The organism is Streptomyces sp. Tu6071 (assembly GCF_000213055.1).
Classification (GTDB): Bacteria; Actinomycetota; Actinomycetes; order Streptomycetales; family Streptomycetaceae; genus Streptomyces; species Streptomyces evansiae.
On record NZ_CM001165.1, the window covers coordinates 4,165,149 to 4,182,067 of the forward strand.

General features: G+C 74.9%; 16 protein-coding genes. 9 read left to right on the forward strand and 7 right to left on the reverse strand.

Annotated elements, in window-relative coordinates:
- The first annotated feature begins 16 nt into the window (after positions 1-16).
- The 6 genes from STTU_RS17330 (at position 17) to STTU_RS17355 (ending at position 5,547) form a co-directional block, all read left to right on the forward strand.
- On the forward strand, positions 17-847 hold the full coding sequence (locus STTU_RS17330) for a M55 family metallopeptidase (protein WP_043255505.1): 831 nt from the start codon (positions 17-19) through the stop codon (positions 845-847).
- 182 nt (positions 848-1,029) lie between these two features.
- The gene (locus STTU_RS17335; protein WP_007825167.1) at positions 1,030-2,088 is read left to right on the forward strand and encodes an ABC transporter substrate-binding protein; all 1,059 of its coding nucleotides are present in this window, start codon (positions 1,030-1,032) and stop codon (positions 2,086-2,088) included.
- Between the two features lie 222 nt (positions 2,089-2,310).
- Positions 2,311-3,282, forward strand: a complete 972-nt coding sequence (locus STTU_RS17340) for a FecCD family ABC transporter permease (RefSeq protein WP_037934934.1) — start codon at positions 2,311-2,313, stop codon at positions 3,280-3,282.
- The gene (locus tag STTU_RS17345; protein ID WP_234019253.1) at positions 3,279-4,421 is read left to right on the forward strand and encodes a FecCD family ABC transporter permease; all 1,143 of its coding nucleotides are present in this window, start codon (positions 3,279-3,281) and stop codon (positions 4,419-4,421) included. Before STTU_RS17340 ends, STTU_RS17345 begins: the two co-directional genes overlap by 4 nt.
- Positions 4,418-5,254 carry an ABC transporter ATP-binding protein gene (locus STTU_RS17350; RefSeq protein ID WP_106432151.1) on the forward strand — a complete coding sequence of 279 codons (837 nt, stop codon included), beginning with the start codon at positions 4,418-4,420 and terminating at the stop codon, positions 5,252-5,254. Before STTU_RS17345 ends, STTU_RS17350 begins: the two co-directional genes overlap by 4 nt.
- A gap of 101 nt (positions 5,255-5,355) precedes the next feature.
- Positions 5,356-5,547, forward strand: a complete 192-nt coding sequence (locus STTU_RS17355) for a hypothetical protein (protein WP_234019254.1) — start codon at positions 5,356-5,358, stop codon at positions 5,545-5,547.
- Positions 5,548-5,572: 25 nt separating this feature from the next.
- On the opposite strand, the gene STTU_RS17360 is transcribed toward STTU_RS17355, so the two are convergent.
- On the reverse strand, positions 5,573-6,361 hold the full coding sequence (locus STTU_RS17360; protein WP_007825177.1) for an SURF1 family protein: 789 nt from the start codon (positions 6,359-6,361) through the stop codon (positions 5,573-5,575).
- Positions 6,362-6,419: 58 nt separating this feature from the next.
- Complete coding sequence (locus STTU_RS17365; RefSeq protein WP_007825178.1) at positions 6,420-8,249, reverse strand: S9 family peptidase; 1,830 nt, start codon at positions 8,247-8,249, stop codon at positions 6,420-6,422.
- A gap of 266 nt (positions 8,250-8,515) precedes the next feature.
- Here STTU_RS17365 and STTU_RS17370 point away from each other — a divergent pair, with 266 nt between their 5' ends.
- Positions 8,516-9,235, forward strand: coding sequence for a DUF4232 domain-containing protein (locus STTU_RS17370; protein ID WP_007825180.1), 720 nt, complete (start codon positions 8,516-8,518; stop codon positions 9,233-9,235).
- A 115-nt stretch (positions 9,236-9,350) separates the two neighbouring features.
- Positions 9,351-10,439 carry a glutamate--cysteine ligase gene (locus STTU_RS17375; RefSeq protein WP_043257504.1) on the forward strand — a complete coding sequence of 363 codons (1,089 nt, stop codon included), beginning with the start codon at positions 9,351-9,353 and terminating at the stop codon, positions 10,437-10,439.
- 56 nt (positions 10,440-10,495) lie between these two features.
- On the opposite strand, the gene STTU_RS17380 is transcribed toward STTU_RS17375, so the two are convergent.
- The 3 genes from STTU_RS17380 to STTU_RS17390 all read right to left on the reverse strand — a co-directional run bounded on the left by STTU_RS17380 (position 10,496) and on the right by STTU_RS17390 (position 12,918).
- Complete coding sequence (locus STTU_RS17380; RefSeq protein ID WP_007825183.1) at positions 10,496-11,527, reverse strand: MerR family transcriptional regulator; 1,032 nt, start codon at positions 11,525-11,527, stop codon at positions 10,496-10,498.
- A gap of 148 nt (positions 11,528-11,675) precedes the next feature.
- The gene (locus tag STTU_RS17385) at positions 11,676-12,200 is read right to left on the reverse strand and encodes a GNAT family N-acetyltransferase (RefSeq protein WP_007825185.1); all 525 of its coding nucleotides are present in this window, start codon (positions 12,198-12,200) and stop codon (positions 11,676-11,678) included.
- 115 nt (positions 12,201-12,315) lie between these two features.
- Positions 12,316-12,918, reverse strand: a complete 603-nt coding sequence (locus STTU_RS17390) for a TetR/AcrR family transcriptional regulator (protein WP_007825186.1) — start codon at positions 12,916-12,918, stop codon at positions 12,316-12,318.
- An 83-nt stretch (positions 12,919-13,001) separates the two neighbouring features.
- On the opposite strand from STTU_RS17390, the gene STTU_RS17395 reads away from it, so the two are divergent.
- Positions 13,002-13,847, forward strand: coding sequence for an NAD(P)H-binding protein (locus STTU_RS17395; protein WP_007825188.1), 846 nt, complete (start codon positions 13,002-13,004; stop codon positions 13,845-13,847).
- Between the two features lie 600 nt (positions 13,848-14,447).
- Here the strand turns inward: STTU_RS17395 and STTU_RS17400 are convergent.
- Complete coding sequence (locus tag STTU_RS17400; protein WP_007825190.1) at positions 14,448-15,413, reverse strand: phosphotransferase; 966 nt, start codon at positions 15,411-15,413, stop codon at positions 14,448-14,450.
- Between the two features lie 117 nt (positions 15,414-15,530).
- Entirely contained in the window at positions 15,531-16,883 is a 1,353-nt protein-coding gene (locus STTU_RS17405) for a hypothetical protein (protein ID WP_007825192.1), read from the reverse strand.
- Positions 16,884-16,919 lie beyond the last annotated feature (36 nt).

The following is a 16,919-nucleotide window of genomic DNA, read 5'->3' on the forward strand; positions in this document are numbered from 1 at the left end:
CCGTAGGGTCCTCTCCATGAAGGCACTCGTATCGGTGGACATGGAGGGGATCTCGGGGGTCGTGCACGGCACCGAGACCAGCCCGGCGGGGTACGACTACGCGCGGGCCCGCGCCGCGATGACGGCGGAGGCGAACAGCGTCGTGGCCGGGGTCCTCGACGCCGAGCCGGACGCCGAGGTGTGGGTCGCCGACGCGCACGGCACCTTCCGCAACCTGCTCCCGGAGCAACTCGACCGCAGGGCCCGGCTGGTACGGGGCAAGCCGCGCCCGCTCGGGATGCTCGGCGGTCTCGACGCGGACACCGACGCCGTCCTCTTCGTCGGCTACCACGCCCGCGCGGGCCGGGGTCCCGCCGTGCTCGCGCACACCATGACGGACGGCCTCCTCGACGTACGGATCGGCGGGCGCTCCCTCGGCGAGATCGGCCTCAACGCGGGGATGGCCGGGCACCTCGGCGTCCCCGTCGTGCTCCTCGGCGGCGACGACGCCGCGTGCGCCGAACTGCGCGCGCTGGTCCCCGAGGCCCGTACCGTCGCGGTGAAGCAGGCCCTCGCCCTGGGCGCGGCCGTCACGCTCCACCCGGACGAGGCCGGGGAGCGGCTGCGCCGGGCCGCCGCCGAGGCGATCGCGCGGCGCGCGGAGGTCCCGCCGCTGGCCCACCGGGGCCCGCTCGCCGTCGAGGTGGACCTCGCCTCGCCGACCACGGCCGACCTCGCCACCCTCGTCCCCGGCGTCTCGCGCCGCGAGGGCGAGGGCCGCACAGTCGCCTTCACCTCCGCCGACTACGCCGAGGCGTACCGCCTGCTCCTGCTCCTGGCGCAGCTCACGACCATCACGCCGGCGTAGCGGGCGGGGAACCGCCGCTCCCCAGGGTCCGGCGTCCCCGCCGCCGGGCCTCGCCCCCCACCGGGCCTTGCCCGCTGCCGAGCCCCGTTCCGGCGGGAGCCCCGCTCCGGCGCCGCAGGTGGCAAGGCGTAAGGTAAGCCTTCCCTACCTAGTTGACAGTTGAACCACAGCAAGGAACCCCCATGTCTTTTCGGCGCCGTTCCACGGCCGCGGCGGCTCTCGCCGTCGTCGCCGCCCTGTCCCTGACGGCGTGCGGCGGCGACGACTCCGGCGACGGGAAGAGCGCGAGCGGCAACTCCTCGGCCGCCGCGGGCAAGAAGGACTCGAAGTCCGTCGCGCAGGGCGGCAAGGACTTCGGCGACGCCGCCGCGCAGACCGCCGCGCTCGGCACCGACGCGAAGGCCGGGCAGTTCCCGCGCACCGTCAAGCACGCGATGGGCAGCACCGAGATCAAGTCCGCGCCCCAGCGCGTCGTCGTCCTCGACGTCGGCGAGCTGGACAACGTCGTCTCGCTCGGCATCAAGCCCGTGGGCCTCGCCCCCACCGAGGGCTCGCCCGAGCTGCCCTCGTACCTCAAGGGCAAGGCGGGCAGGCCGGAGAACATCGGCACCATCAACAGCCTCAACCTGGAGGCCATCGCCGCGCTCAAGCCCGACCTCATCCTCGGCAGCCAGCTCCGCGCCGCGAACTCCTACGACGAGCTGTCGAAGATCGCCCCGACCGTCTTTTCGATCCGCCCCGGGTTCACGTGGAAGGAGAACTACCTCCTCAACGCCGCCGCGCTCGACAAGACCGCCGAGGCGAAGGCGAACCTCGCCGCCTACGACAAGCGCGCGAAGGCCCTCGGCGCCAAGCTCGGCGCCCACAAGCCGACCGTCTCGATGGTCCGTTACATGCCCGACGGCGTCATCCGCCTCTACGCGAACGACTCCTTCATCGGCACGATCCTCAAGGACGTCGGCATCCCGCGCCCGAAGAACCAGGACATCGCGGACCTCGCCGCCGAGATCAGCGCCGAGAACATCGACAAGGCCGACGCCGACTGGATCTTCACGGGCGTCTACGGCGACCCGAAGGCCACCGACAAGTCCAAGGCCCAGGGCAACCCGCTGTGGAAGAACCTCAAGGCCGTCAAGGACGGGCACGCCTTCGACGTCCCCGACGAGACCTGGTACCTGGGCCTCGGGGTCACGGCCGCGAACGCCGTGCTGGACGACCTCGACAAGCACCTGACGGCCTGAGGCCGGCGGACGGCGAGCGACGAGCGCGAGGGGAAGGACGTCATGGGGTCACCTGCCCCACGCACCGGGGCGGGCGCCCCACGACCGGGGGTGCCCGATCCCCGTACCGGCTCCTCCGAGCCCGGCAGCGGCTCTTCCGAACCCGGTACCGGCGCCCCCGCCCTCCGTACGGGCCCGGCCCCCCGCGCCGCCGTTCCCCCGACCCGCCGCCGCCTCGCCTGGATGCTCGCGAGCGCGCTGATCCTGCTGCTCGCCGTGCTCCTCAGCCTCGCCGTGGGCAGCCGTCAGGTCGCCCCCGGCGAGGTCTTCTCGGCGCTGCTGCACGGCGGCACGAGCGATGACGCGCAGGTCGTCCGGGCCTTCCGCGTGCCCCGCACCGTCCTCGGCATCCTCGCCGGGGCGGCCCTCGCGCTCGCCGGGACCGTCATGCAGGGCATCACGCGCAACCCGATCGCCGAGCCCGGCGTCCTCGGCGTGAGCCAGGGCGCCTCGGTGGGGGTCGTGTGCGCGATCGCCTTCGCGGGGGCGCACACCCTGACCGGCTACGTGTGGTTCGCCTTCGCGGGCGCGGCGCTCGCCTCGGTCGGCGTCTACGCGGTCGCGAGCGGCGGGCGCGGCGGCGCGTCCCCCGTGCGGCTCGCGCTCGCGGGCGCCGCGATGAACGCGCTGCTCGCCTCCTTCACCTCCGGGATCGTCACGACGAACGCCCGCGCGCTCGACGAGTTCCGCTACTGGCAGGTCGGCTCGCTCAACGGGCGCGGCAGCGAGATCATCGGCCAGATCTGGCCCTTCCTGCTCGCCGGGGCCGTCCTCGTCCTCGCCATGGCGCGCGGCCTCGACGCGCTCGCGCTCGGCGACGACGCCGCGAAGAACCTCGGCCACCACGTCGGCCTCCTGCGCGTCCTCGGCGCGCTCGGCGCGACCGTGCTCACGGGGGCCGCCGTCGCCGCCGTGGGCCCGATCGCCTTCACCGGCCTCGCCGTCCCGCACATCGCGCGCGCCCTCGTCGGCACGGCGCACCGCTGGGTACTGCCGCTCGCGGCGCTCCTCGGGCCCGCGATGATCCTGCTCTCGGACGTCGTCGGGCGCGTCCTCTTCCCGCCCTCGGAGGTCCCGGTGGCCGTCATGACCGCGCTCATCGGCGTGCCCTTCCTCATCGTCCTGGTGCGCCGCAAGGGGGCGGTCTCGTCATGAGCACGAGCCCCACGAGTTCTACGAGTTCTACGAGCCCCACGACTCCCGCGACCGCCGGGAAGCCCGCCCCGGCGGCCACCCGGCCCCCCGGCCTGCGTCCCGTCGGCCACCTCCTCGTCCGGCGCCGCGGCGCGAGCTTCCTCGTCCACCGCCGCACCGTCCTCGTCGCGACCGCGCTCGCCGTGCTCCTCGCCGCCGCCGTCGTGCTCTCGCTGTGCTGGGGCGAGTCCTGGGTCTCGCCACGCGAGGTCGTACGGGTCGTCCTCGGACAGCCGAGCCAGGCGGAGCTGGTCGTGGGCACGCTGCGCCTGCCCCGGCTCGTGCTCGGGCTCCTCGCGGGCGCGGCCTTCGCGGTCGCGGGCGCGCTCGTGCAGACCGTCGCGCGCAACCCGCTCGCGAGCCCCGACGTCATCGGCGTCACGCACGGCGCGGGCGCCGCGACCGTCGCCGCGATGAGCTTCGGCCTCGTCCCGGCCGACCGGCTCCCGTACGTGTCCATCGCGGGCGGGCTCGCCGCGGCGCTCCTCGTGTACGTGTGCGCGTGGCGCGGCGGGCTGCACTCCTCGCGCTTCGTGCTCATCGGGATCGGTGTCTCGGTCGCGCTCGGCTCGGTCATCCAGCTCCTGCTGACCAAGGGGGACTACCTCGTCGCCCAGCAGTCGAAGGTGTGGCTCACGGGCTCGCTCAACGGGCGCGGCTACCAGGAGGCGTGGCCGCTGGTCGTCACGCTGCTCGTGGCGGTCCCCGCGAGCGTGTGGGCGGCGCGCGCCCAGCGCGGGGCCGCCTTCGACGACGACACGGCGACCGCGCTCGGCATCAGCCTGAACCGTACCCGCCTCGGGCTGACCGTGATCGGCGTCGTCCTCGCCTCGGTCGCGACGGGCGCCGCGGGCCCGGTCGACTTCGTCGCGCTGCTCGCCCCGCAGATCGCGCGGCGGCTCACCCGTACCGCGCAGATCCCGCTGCTCACGGCGGCGTTCACCGGCGCATTCATCGTGACCGTCGCCGACCTGCTCGCCCGCCGCCTCTTCTCGCCTGTCGAACTGCCGGTCGGTGTGCTCACGGCGGCCGTGGGCGCCCCGTACCTGATGTGGCTGATCATCCGCACCCGCGGCCGTACCGGAGGTGTTCCCTCGTGAGCCGACCCCCTGCTCCGTCCGTCGTGGACACCCCCGCGACCCGTCTCGCGGCGCGCGGCCTGAGCCTCGGCTACGACACGGGCCGCGTCATCGTCGAGGACCTGGACGTCGAGATCCCCGACGGGAAGGTCACCGTCGTCGTGGGCCCCAACGCCTGCGGGAAGTCCACGCTCCTGCGCGCGCTCGGCCGGCTCCTCAAACCGCGCGCGGGCACGGTCCTGCTGGACGGCGCCGACCTCGCGCGCGCCCCCGGCAAGGAGACGGCCCGCACGATCGGCGTCCTGCCGCAGACCCCGCAGCCGCCGGACGGCATCACCGTCGCCGACCTCGTCGCGCGCGGCCGTCAGCCGCACCAGAAGTGGTGGCGGCAGTGGTCCGAGGACGACGAGCGCGCGGTGACGGAGGCGCTGGAGCGCACCGACACGGCCCAGCTCGCCGAACGCCTCGTCGACGAGCTGTCCGGCGGCCAGCGGCAGCGCGTGTGGATCGCGATGGCGCTCGCCCAGGAGACGGACCTGCTCCTGCTCGACGAGCCCACGACGTACCTCGACATGGCCCACCAGGTCGAGGTCCTGGACCTCGTCCGCCGCCTCAACCACGAGCGGGCCCGCACGGTCGTCGCGGTCCTCCACGACCTCAACCAGGCGGTCCGCTACGGCGACCACCTGATCGCGATGAAGGCGGGCCGCATCATCGCGCAGGGCGACCCGGCGGAGATCATCACGGCCGACCTGGTGCGCGAGGTCTTCGGCCTGGAGTCGGTCGTCGTCCCCGACCCGGTGACGGGCGGCCCGCTCGTGGTGCCGGGGATGGGGTGGCGCGCGGAGGCGTAGGAGACGGTGCGGAGGCGCGGGTTCCGGGCGGATGTGTCATCGCGCGGGAGCCGGGTACCCCCACGGTGACCGGCTGCGACGACGAGCGGAAGGAGCACCACGTGCCGCACGACGCGAAGCAGGAGAAGCCCGGAGACGGAAAGAAGCCCCGTACCGCGGCCCAGGAGATCCGGGAAGAGGCCGAGAAGGCCGCCAAGGACGTCGGGGGCGAGCATCCCCACCACCCGGGCGAGAGCGGAGACGCCCTGCGCCCGAACGTGAAGCAGGAGGAGTCGGCCCGCGAGGAGACGTGAGGGGAGGCGGCCGGACGGCCCGCCCTCAGACCCCCGCCGGTTCCGGTTCCGGCTCCTCCTCCGCCGCGATGCCCAGCGCGGCGTCCCTCAGCGCCTCCGCCTCGCGGCGTACGAGGCGGTACCACATGAAGACCACGAAGCCGGCGAAGACGAACCACTCGCCCGTGTAGCCGAGGTTCTGGAACGCCTTGAGGTCCAGGCCGCCGCCCTCCGGCGCCTTCGCCGGGACCGGGGTGAGGCCCGCCTCGGCGCGGTCGAGCGTGATCCAGCCGTCGTACACGTCGTACGAGGTGAGGTTGACGAGCGAGGCCGCGCCGATGATGCCGACCTGACCGGCCGGGAGGCCGCCGCTCGCGTTGACGCCCGTGCTGCGCGCGTCCTCCGAGGGCTGGAGCGCCCCCGTCACGGTGACGGTGCCGGTGGGGGCAGCGGGGGCCTTCGCCGGGGCGGGGCCCTCGTGCCAGCCGCGGACGACGGGCAGGACCTTGTCCTCGCCGGTCCGCAGGAGCCCGAGCACGTAGTAGCCGTCGGCCCCGTCGAGCCCGCGGTCGGGCACGAGGAGCTGCTTGACGTACCGGCCCGTGGCGCGCGTGCGCTCGCCGGAGGTCTCGGTCGTGACGGGCAGGACCTTCGCGAGCGGCCGGGCCGCCCCGTCGGCGTGGGCCTCGGCCGTGGCCTCGGCGTCCTTGTGCGTGTCCACCCGGTCCTCGAAGCGGCTCAGCTGCCAGGACCCCATGAAGACGCAGAAGGGGATCGCCAGGAGGACGAAGACGTGGATTCCCCACCACCGGGGAGTCAGCAGGAACCGGTACACACCCCCACGGTACGGGGCGGGCCGGGATGCCCGGCGCCCGCCCCCGTACCACGGCGGCTCAGGCGCCCGGCACGTACCGCCGGACGAAGTCCAGCTCCATCCGCACCTGCTTCACGCGCTCGTCCACGACGAGCGAGCCGTGTCCCGCGTCGTAGCGGTAGACCTCGTGCGGGTGCTCCCGCGCCGCCAGCCGGTCCACGTAGTTCTCGACCTGCTTGATGGGGCAGCGCGGGTCGTTGACCCCGGCGGAGACGTAGACGGGCGCGCGCACGTCGTCCACGTACGTGAGCGGGTTCGACGCCGCCCAGCGCTCGGGCAGCTCCTCGGGCGTGCCGCCGAAGAGCGTGCGGTCCATCGCCTTCAGCGCCTCCATCTCGTCGTGGTACGCCGTCACGTAGTCCGCGACGGGCACGGCCGCGACCCCCGCCGCCCACGCCCCCGGCTGTGTGCCGATCCCGAGCAGGGTGAGGTACCCGCCCCACGAGCCGCCCGACAGGATCAGCCGCGCCGGGTCCGCGAGCCCGGAGCCGACCGCCCACTCCCGCACCGCCGCGACGTCCTCCAGCTCGATGAGCCCGACCCGGTGCTTGAGCGCGTCCGTCCAGGCGCGCCCGTACCCCGTCGAGCCCCGGTAGTTGACCCGCACGACCGCGTACCCGTGGTCGATCCAGGCGGCGGGCCCGGCGGCGAAGGCGTCGCTGTCGTGCCAGGTGGGGCCGCCGTGGATCTCGAAGACGGTCGGGAAGGGGCCCTCCCCGTCGGGGGTCTGCACGAGCGCGTGCACGCGCCCGCCGGGGCCCTCCACCCACGCGTCCGTGACCGGCACGGAGGCCGGGGCCTTCATGCCGGGCGGGTCGAGGACGACGCCGCTCGTCGTGGAGCGGACGACGGGCGGCTCGGCCGCCGAGGACCACAGGTACTCGACGCTGCCGTCCGGACGCGCGCCCGCGCCCGAGACGGTGCCGCGCGGGGTCTCGATCCGCTCCAGGCGGTGCGCCGCGAGGTCGTAGCGGTACAGCTCGCCGCGCGCCTCGTGGCTGTGCGCGATCAGGAGCGCCGAGGCGTCCTCGTACCAGTCGGCGCTGACGTCGCCCGGCAGGTCGATCGCGAGCGCCGTCTCCGTGCCCGCGAGCGGGTCCCAGATCATCGGCAGCCAGCGGCCCTCGCGCTGCGTGCCGACGAGGAGCCGCGCGTCCCCGGCCAGCGGCGCGAAGCCCATGACGGAGAGGCCGAGTTCCTTCGTCCCGCCCTCGGTGTCGTCGAGTTCCGCGACCGTGCGCGAGACCTCGCCGCCCTCGCCCAGCTCCAGCACCCGCAGCGCGGAGTGCATCGCGTCCCCGTGCTCCGTGTGCTCGACGACGAGGAGGCTCCCGTCGTACGAGAGGTCCCCGACGCCCGCCGACTCGCGGTGCCGGTACACCTCGACGGGCGCGCCCGCGTCCCGTACGACGTGCACGAGCGAGCCGTGCTCGTCGCTCGAACTGCCCACGACGACGGTCCGCCCGTCGCGCCCGAGGGCGAGCCCCGCCGAGTACGCGGCGGCGACCCCGGGCAGCGCCTCGGCGTCCTCGCCCCCGGCGAACGGCTGGCGCCGCCACACCCCGAACTCGTCCCCGTCGTGGTCGTCGAACCACCAGATCCACGCGCCGTCCGGGCTCAGCGTCCCGTCCGTCGTCCCGTTCTCGCGGTCGGTGACCTGCCGCTGCGCCCCCGTGGCCCGGTCCCAGGCGTACAGCTCGTACGTCCCGGTGGCGTTCGAGACGAACAGCGAGCGGTCCGGGGCGTCCTCGGCCCACTCGGGGAGGGAGACCCGGGGGGCGCGGAACCGCTTCTCCCAGTCGGGCATGGCTGCTGCGTCGTCCGGCATGTTGGCCGCGTCGGTCGTCATGGGCCCATTCAACTCCCTTCCGCCGGTGGAGCGGGGCACGGGCCGGTGAGGCGGGGGCGGGGAGCCGGGCGCGGCGGCGGGCGGGGGGGCTTGCGGACGGGGGCGTGCGGACGGCGGTGCGCGGGCGGGGGCGTGCGGCCAAGTGTCGCGAGGTTGTCACGAGGCCGTTCCGAGGCGGAAGCGGCGGGAACGGGTGGGACGGCCACGGGGTCCTCGTACAAGTAAGCGCTTGATGGCACCCCCCACAGCTCGACGGAGGAAACCGTATGCACTCCCGCAAGCTCGCTCTCGCCACCCTCGCCGTCCTCACCGGTCTCACGCTCACCGCATGCCAGAGCGACGACGGCGGCGACGACAAGGCCGCCCCGGCGGGGAACACGGCCGCCGACTCCTCGGCGTCGGCGGACGAGCAGGGCTCGGCGGAGCCCTCCGCCTCGACCGGTTCCGGCGACTCCTCGTCCTCCGCGGGCTCCGGCTCGTCCTCCGGCTCCTCCGGTTCCTCCGACTCCGCGGGCTCCTCGGGGTCCTCCGGCGGGGGCGCGAGCGCCAAGACGGGCAAGTGCCTCACGAGCAACCTGAAGATCTCCGCCTCGGACGCCACGATCGGCGACGACGACCCGGCCACCGTCGCGATCACCTTCGAGAACACCGGGAGCGCCTCCTGCTCCCTCAACGCCTACGCGGGCGCGGACCTGAGCACCAACGCGGGCGCGCTCTCCGCCGAGCGCGGCATCAAGGCGTCCGTCCCGGACCACCCGGTGGTCCTCAAGCCGGGCGAGAAGACCTACGCCCCCGTCCTCTACCCGGTCAACAAGACCGGCGGCTCGGGCGTCCGCATCACGGGCCTCACCGTCACCCCGCCCGACGAGACCCACTCCGTGAAGCTCTCCTGGCCGGGCCAGCCCTCGCTGCCCGTGTCGGACAGCGACAAGGGACAGGCCGTCGTGATCGGCCCGATGGGGAGCATCGGGCAGGGCGAGGGCTGAGCCCGGCCTGACGCACCTCACCCGAGTGCGCCGCCTCTCCGCCGCTTCAAAGGCCCCGCGCGGGGCATCCGGTGGTCACGGAACACAGGGTGTGACAGCGGAGAGGTGGTGCGTGGTGCGGACGGTCGGCGTCGAGGAAGAACTTCTGCTCGTGGACGAGGGGACCGGGGAGCCGAAGGCGCGGGCGGCGGCAGTGCTCGCCTCGGCCGACGCGGCACCCCGGGACCACTCGGTCGAGAGCGAACTGCACGGCCAGCAGATCGAGTTCGCGACGAGCCCGCGCGCCGACATCGGTGAACTCGCCGAGGAGATCAAGCGCCTGCGCGTCACCACCGACGCCCTCGCCCGCCGCGCGGGCGCGCGCGTCGCCGCCCTCGCCACCTCGCCGCTCCCGGTGAGCCCGCAGGTCAGCGACGGCGAGCGCTACCGCTGGGTCACGGACAAGTTCGGCGCCCTGGCCCAGGAGCAGCTCACGTGCGGCTGCCACGTGCACGTCTCCGTCAGCTCGGACGCGGAGGGCGTCGCCGTACTGGACCGCATCCGCCCCTGGCTCCCCACGCTTCTCGCCCTGAGCGCCAACTCGCCCTTCTGGCAGGGCAAGGACACCGCCTACGGCAGCCACCGCGCGCGCGTGTGGAACCGCTGGCCCTCGGCGGGCCCGTACGACATCGCGGGCAGCCCGGAGGCGTACGACGCCCAGGTGCGGGCGATGCTCGGGACGGGCGTGCTGCGCGACAAGGGGATGGTCTACTTCGACGCGCGCCTCTCGCACCGCTGGCCCACGGTCGAGGTCCGCGTCGCCGACGTGTGCCTGGACGCGCGCACCCCCGCGCTCCTCGCCGCCCTGTGCCGGGCCCTCGTCGACACGGCCGCCCACGAGGCGGCCGGGCGTGTGTCGCCCGCCCCCGTGCCCACCGCCGTCCTGCGCCTCGCCTCCTGGCAGGCCGCCCGCTCCGGCCTCGACGGGGAGCTCCTCCACCCGGTTCACCACACCCCCGCCACCCCCGGCGAGGTCGTCGAGGCGCTCCTCGCCCACGCGGGCGACGCCCTGAAGGAGAACGGCGATCGCGACCTGGTGGAGGCCGAGACGGCCCGCCTGCTGCGCGAGGGCAACGGGGCGCGGCGGCAGCGCGCGGTGTACGAGGAGACGGGCAGCCTCGGGGACGTCGTACGGGAGTGCGCGCGGTACACCGTGGGGGAGTGAGGGGTGCGCCGTGACGGGCGGGGCGGGGTGCGCGCGGTGAGCGCGGCCCGCGCCGCTCAGTCTGCCGCGACGTCCGCGACCACGCAGCTCACGTTGTCCGGGCCGCCCGCCGCCCTGGCCAGGGTGACGAGCGTGCGGGCCGCGTGGGCGGGGGTCGTGCTCTCGTCCAGGGCGCGGAGGATCGCGGCCTCGGGGACGGTGGTGGTGAGCCCGTCGGAGCACACGAGGTAGCGGTCACCGGTGCGCGGGGTGCGGAGCTGGAGGTCGGGGCGAGCGGCCGGGGGCGTCAAAGCGCGGACGAGCCGCGCCCGTTGCGGGTGCGAGGCCGCTTCCCGCTCCGTGATGCGGCCCTCGTCGGCCAGCGCCTGGACGAGGGTGTGGTCGCGCGTGAGCCGGGAGAGCGAGCCCTCGCGCAGGAGGTACGCGCGCGAGTCGCCGACGTGGACGAGGGCGAGGCGCGGACCGGCGGGGAGCAGCGCGGTGAGCGTGGTCCCGGCCCGCGCGGGAACCCGCCGGGCGGCCTCGTCGACGGCGTCCGCGAGCGCGCCCAGGAGCGCGCCGGGCACGGGATCGGGCCCCTCGGCGAAACGCCGCAGACCGGCCACGGCCCCCGCGCTCGCCCTTGCCCCGCTCGCCCCGAACCCGTCCGCGACCGCGAGCAGCCGCTCCCCGGCGTGCACGGCGTCCTGGTTCTCGCCCCGTACGAGCCCCCGATCGCTCAGCGCCGCCGACCGCAAGGCGAGCGCGGGCCCCGGGGGCGCCCCCGCGAGCGAGTCCGCGACGAAGGCGGCCAGCTCCCCCCGCACCGCCGTCTCCGCGGCGACCCCGCCCCACCACCCCCGTACGGCCTCCGCGGCGGCCCCGGGCTCCATCGCGACGATCTCCCCGATCCGCCCGAGAGGCATCCCGACCCGCCTCAACCACCCGATGAGCCGCGCCCGTTCCACCTGCGACCCCGCGTAGTACCGGTACCCGGTCACGGGATCGACCCGCGCGGGCACGAGAAGCCCCTTCTCGTCATAGAGCCGCAACGCCTTCGCCGAAAGCCGCACTGCGCGCGCGAAGTCCCCGATCCCGAGCAGAGTCATGGGCCCCATCCTGCCGGGTCCGCCACCACGGGCTCAGGGCCGTCACGGCTCGTCACGGCGTGCGGGCGCACCGCTCGCGGCCATCGCGGCCTCCTACGCGTCGAGGGCCCGCCCGGATCAGCGCCCGCCGTCGCTCCGCGCGCCGTCGCTAGTGCCCGGCCTGGCCCCGGAGGTCCGCGCGCCACACGTGCGAGCGGATGAGGTTTCCCTTCGGGTACTCGAACTCGGAGTCGCCGATCAGCTCGAAGCCCGCCTTGCGGCACACCGCGTTCGAAGCGGTGTGGTGGACGGACGGGAACGCGTACAGGTAGCGGTGCGCACCGTCCGCGCGCGCCGCGTCCGCGACCGCCCGCGTCGCCGCCACCGCGAGGCCCCGCCCCTGGAACTCCGGCAGGATCGCGTACCCCGTCTCGTACGCCGCCTCCCCGTCCCACTCGTGCTCCCAGAACCCCGTGCTCCCCACGGCCTCCCCTCCCGGGAGCAGCACGATCCGGAACATCGTCCCGTTGGCGTCCGGGTCGAGGTAGCGCCGGTGCCGGGCGAGCAACTGTTCCTCCGTCTCCGGACCGCCGAGGTGTTCCGTCATCGCGGCGGTGTTGCTCGCGCGGAGGAGATCCACGTCGCCTTCGGACCAGGGGGCGAGGGAGAGCGCGGGACGTTCGGGGACTGTCATGCGGGCAGCGTACGGGCGGGGTCCGACAACGCTGCCCGCCTCGCGGCCGGACGGATCGCCCCGGGCCTCCGCGCCCGGCGGTGTCCGGCCGGTGCCCGGCCGACGGCTCCCCGGATCAGGCGCTCTCGTCCGGGGCCCCGAGGGAATCGAGCCAGCGGAGGAGACCGGCTCCCTGGCGGGCCATGATGTCCGGGTCGCGCAGGGCGTTGGCCAGCAGCGACATGCCCTGATAGGCGGCGACGAGGGTGACCGCGAGGTCGTCCGGTCCGGGCAGGCCCAGGGCGCGGAACTGCTGCCCGGCCCACTCCAGCAGGCGCCGCATCACCGCGCCGGCCTCCGCGTCGAGGGTCCCGTCGGCGCGTTTGTCGAGCTCGACGGCCAGGGTGCCGGTGGGACAGCCGTGGCGGGCGGCGACCTCGCGCTGGTCCACCCATGCCTCGACCAGGGCCTTGAGACGGTCGCGGGGATCGGGCAACCGGTCCAGTCTGCCGGTGAGTTCGTCCAGGTGCGCGCTGTGCTCGGAGAGCGCGGCCAGGACCAGCTCGTCCTTGGTCCTGAAGTAGTAGTAGACGTTTCCGAGGGGAACGTCGGCCGCCTGGGCGACGTCCGCGAGCCTGGTGCGCTCGACGCCTCGCTCGTGCAGCAGCCGGGCCGCCTCGGTGGTCAGCCGCCGCCGCTTGTCCGCCGCCCGCGCGCGCGGCTTCGCTGAGTTGGTCACCCAACTGACTATAGACAACATCCAGTTGAGCCGTGCTACGGTCCCGACTAAGTCAGTCGACTAACTCATACGAGGGGATCGCGATGATCGTCGTGACAGGCGCGACCGGCACCATCGGACGGACCTTGGTACCCCTGCTGGCGGAGGCGGGCCGGGATGTCGTGGCCGTCTCCCGGCGCCCCCGGCCCGAAGGGCTCGCGGTCGGGATCAGGCACGCACGGGCCGATGTCGGGAACGGCGCGAGCATGCGGCCGGTCCTCGGCGGTGCCGACGCCTTCTTCATCCTGCTGGGCGGGGAACTCAACGCTCACGGCGAAAGCCCCGATGCCCTGCTCGGCGCGGCCCGGGACGCGGGGGTCGGACGGATCGTCCTGCTCTCCTCCCAGGTCGGCTCGACCCGCCCCGAAGCCTCCTCGCACGCGCGCCTGCGCGAGTTCGAGGCCGCCGTGCGCGCGTCCGGAGCGGACTTCACGATCCTGCGACCGGGTGGCTTCGCCTCCAACGCCCTGGGGTGGGCCGAGCCGGTCCGCGCCCGGCGCACGATCTCCGCCCCGTTCGGCGACGTGGCCCTCCCCGTCGTCGACCCGGCCGACATCGCCGAGGTCGCCGCGGTCGCCTTGTGCGAGGAGGGGCACGCGGGCCGTACGTACACACTCACCGGCCCCGAGGCCATCGGCCCGCGCCGACAGGCCGCGGTGATCTCTCAGGCCCTGGGAGAGGACATCGCCTTCGTGGAACTCTCTCGCGCACAGGCCCGCGCCCACATGGTCCGGTTCATGCCCGAGGAGGTCGTCGACGGCACCTTGGACGTCCTCGGAGCCCCCCTCCCGGCCGAGCAGGCGATCAGCCCCGACGTACGGAACCTCCTCGGCCGCCCGGCCAGGCCCTTCGGCGACTGGGTCGCGCGCAACCTGCCGGCCTTCCGCTAGAGCCGGCCTCCGGACGACGGCACCGGCCTCCGGCGGGCCGTACGGACGGGCGACTCCGCGGGATGCGCGGGCGATTTCGCCAGGGAGGCTTGCCGCCCGGTCGGCCACCTGCACGGGCGAGGGCCTGGGCGCGGCAGCCGCCCACCCACGCCGTCCGGCCCGCCCGCCGCCTCGCCGACGACGAAGGGACGAAGGAGCGGGGCGGGTACGTCGCGCCCGCACCCCGAGTGCCCGCCGGGAGTGCGCGAGCCGCGTGCGGTCGCCATGCGCTCATTGCGTCGCGGAACCCTCGGAGCGGTCTCGGCCCGCCGTGCGCGGGGGAGTCTGTTCGGGGCAACGGATGGTGCGGGGCTGGAGAGGTGCGTCGTGGTGGGTGAGTGCTCACTCACCATGAGGGGTGTTGGTCGGGTGCGTGGTCGTGCGGGGTGACTGCCCGCGCCACGAGGCCGCTCAGCCTCGACCCGCCACGCCTGTACGGAGGCAACCCCCGCCCGCCTGCGCACCCCGGCCCTCCGGACCCATCGCCCCTTGCGTACGGACGTGAACCGTCCGGGTGTCCGGCCCCGCGCCGAGTCGCGCACCCGATCGGTGGGTACGGGGTCATGGCGCCACCGTTCCCGCCGCGGGATGTGCCGTGTCGGGGGCCCGGTCGTCCGGACCCGTACCGGCCGCGTCGGCCAGGACGTTGCGGAGGCGCGTCACGCTCTCGGCCGCGAAGTCCGGGAGCGTGTTCCAGTAGTACGGGACCGCCAGCGCCGCGACCGCGAGGGCCCAGCCGCGTGCACGGGTCCAGGTCGTGTCGTCCAGGGCGAGGGCTGCGCGGTAGGCGGCGCGGGCCCCGGGCGGGAGGTCGAAGACGGGGGCGTGCTCGGCGTCGGGGAGGCCGAGGGAGAGGGTGCCGAAGTCGAGGACCGCGTGCAGCCTGCCGTCCTCGACCAGCAGGTTCGCGGGGCGCAGGTCGCCGTGGAGCCAGCCCTCGGGGCCCTCGGCGTCGGGCAGCGCGAGGGCCGTCCTCCACACCTCGCGCAGCGCCGTGACGTCCAGGTCCAGTGCGTCTCCGAGCGCCGCGCACCCGGCGAGCGCCGCCTCGGCCTGCGCCGCGATCCCCCGCAACTGCCCGCCCCGGTACCAGCTCAGCCCGTCCGCACGCCGCGCGCCCATGAGCGGGGCGCCGTGCAACTCCCGTACGAACGTGGCCAGATCGGCGCCGAAGGCGGCCCAGTCCCGTACCGTCCCGGGGCCCGGCTCCGCGCCCTCGATCCACCGCGACACCGTCCACTCGGCGGGGAATCGGTCCGTCGGCGCCCCGTGGCGCAAGGGTTCCGGCACCCGGTGGCTCAGGTGCGGCGCGAGCCGGGGCAGCCACGTCAGCTCGCGCGCGGACGATCCCTCGGGCGTACGCGGCAGCCGTACGACGTACTCGTCCCCCAGCCGGTACATCGTGTTGTCGGTCCCCGCCCCCGCGTACCGCAGCGGCAGCCCCGCCCACTCCGGCATCTGCGTGGCGAGCAGTTCGCGGACGAGGGCGGGGGTCGTGGGGATCTCGTTCGGGTGGAGTGGCGGCATGGGGAGTGTGGCGGGGAGGGGGCTGCGCGGACCAGCGCTTTTCGGCGCCGGCCGCGCGGCCGGGTGGGGGGCGCGGGTGTGCGGGCGGGGAGGCGGGCCGCCGTTCGGGGGTGGGGGTCAGTCGGCGCGCGGCGGGGTGACGAGGGCGGTCAGGCGGCTCGGGCCGGTGTGGCCGGTGGCGGGAAGGGCGACGGGGAGCGGGGCGGGGCGCAGGGTGACGTTCTCCGGGTAGAGGCGGCCGAGCAGGGCGAGGACGACGAGGTCGTCCTCGCCGGTGGCGTCGAGCGCCGTGTCGCCCGCGCGCGTCCACACCAGCCCCGGGGCGCGGAGGGCGGCGCGGACGGAGGCGGTACGGGGCGGAGCCGCGGCAGCCCCGGGGGCGGGACCGGCGGGCGCGGGGTCCACGGGTGCCGGCGCGGGGCCGGAGGGGGCGACCGGCGCCGGGCGTCGGGCGTAGCGGTGGCCGCGCAGGGCCTGGCCGAGGTCGACGCGGGTGGTGGTGTCGTCGTCGGTGACCTCGACGGAGGCGGTGCGGGTGCCCTCGGTGAGCGGGCCGGGGCGGGTGCGGGCGGTGAGCGGTCCGCGTGCGACGGGCGTGGGCGGCAGGTCCTCGACGAGGGTGCGGTGAGCGGCGTAGTAGTCGTCCGCCTCGGGCACGTACGTCGCGGTGGCCCCGTCCGTCCCCGCCTCGGCCGGGCGCCAGGTCAGCAGGTGCCTCGGGGCGGTCAGGGGCGGCTGGTCGAGCACGGCGGGCAGGGCGCTGCCTCCGGCGTTCTCGAAGCCGTACCCGGCCGGGCCGGAGGTGCCGGTGACGACCTGGCGGGCGAAGTCCACAACGGCGGAGTGCCGGACGCGGCGGACCAGCAGCTCGGTGAGAAAGGCGTCACGGGCCGCCTCGGTGTGCCGCAGGCCGGTCGGCGTGATCAGGAGCGGCACGTCCTGCCAGTTGGTGAAGGGCAGCAAGGCGTCGCGGAGCAGGACGACTTGGTGCAGCCACTCGTTGTAGAGCCGCATCGTGACGGGCCCGCCGCGACGGCCCATGAGGAGGTCGACGGCGGGTGGGGTGAGCAGGTGCCCGTAGCAGTGGCTGCGGACGACGAGCGGTCCTGCGGGCAGCGGCAGCCGCTCGCCGAGCAGCCGCTCCAGGGACGCGCCGGCCCAGGCCGCGAGCCGCCGGCCGATCGTCCCGGCTTGTTCGGCCAGTTCGCGCGCCCCCTCGTCGCTGTCCGGGCCGGTGACCAGCGGCAGGGAGCTTTCGCGGGTGCCGAGTGCGAGGGTCGCGCGGATCTGCGCGTCCAGTACCTCGCGGTCGGCGGCGGTGAGGTCGTTGTCGTCGATGACGCCCTGGAGCAGTGGCTCGATGGCGGCGAGGAACGCGTGGGCGGTGAGGGGCGAACCGGCCGCCGGGAAGGTGTTCCAGCGGCTGCCGCCGAGAGCGGCGGCGGTGTCCTGGACGGGTGCGGAGGACATGGTGTCGGTCCTTTCTGGATCGTACGTTACATATTC

Excerpts from the sequence above, each read along its gene's own strand:
- STTU_RS17340 (WP_037934934.1), top strand. The coding sequence starts at position 2,311 with ATGCTCGCGAGCGCGCTGATCCTGCTGCTCGCCGTGCTCCTCAGCCTC.
- STTU_RS17335 (WP_007825167.1), top strand. The coding sequence starts at position 1,030 with ATGTCTTTTCGGCGCCGTTCCACGGCCGCGGCGGCTCTCGCCGTCGTC.
- STTU_RS17380 (WP_007825183.1), bottom strand. The coding sequence starts at position 11,527 with ATGACTCTGCTCGGGATCGGGGACTTCGCGCGCGCAGTGCGGCTTTCG.
- STTU_RS17385 (WP_007825185.1), bottom strand. The coding sequence starts at position 12,200 with ATGACAGTCCCCGAACGTCCCGCGCTCTCCCTCGCCCCCTGGTCCGAA.
- STTU_RS17405 (WP_007825192.1), bottom strand. The coding sequence starts at position 16,883 with ATGTCCTCCGCACCCGTCCAGGACACCGCCGCCGCTCTCGGCGGCAGC.
- STTU_RS17400 (WP_007825190.1), bottom strand. The coding sequence starts at position 15,413 with ATGCCGCCACTCCACCCGAACGAGATCCCCACGACCCCCGCCCTCGTC.
- STTU_RS17345 (WP_234019253.1), top strand. The coding sequence starts at position 3,279 with ATGAGCACGAGCCCCACGAGTTCTACGAGTTCTACGAGCCCCACGACT.
- STTU_RS17365 (WP_007825178.1), bottom strand. The coding sequence starts at position 8,249 with ATGACGACCGACGCGGCCAACATGCCGGACGACGCAGCAGCCATGCCC.
- STTU_RS17395 (WP_007825188.1), top strand. The coding sequence starts at position 13,002 with ATGATCGTCGTGACAGGCGCGACCGGCACCATCGGACGGACCTTGGTA.
- STTU_RS17330 (WP_043255505.1), top strand. The coding sequence starts at position 17 with ATGAAGGCACTCGTATCGGTGGACATGGAGGGGATCTCGGGGGTCGTG.
- STTU_RS17370 (WP_007825180.1), top strand. The coding sequence starts at position 8,516 with ATGCACTCCCGCAAGCTCGCTCTCGCCACCCTCGCCGTCCTCACCGGT.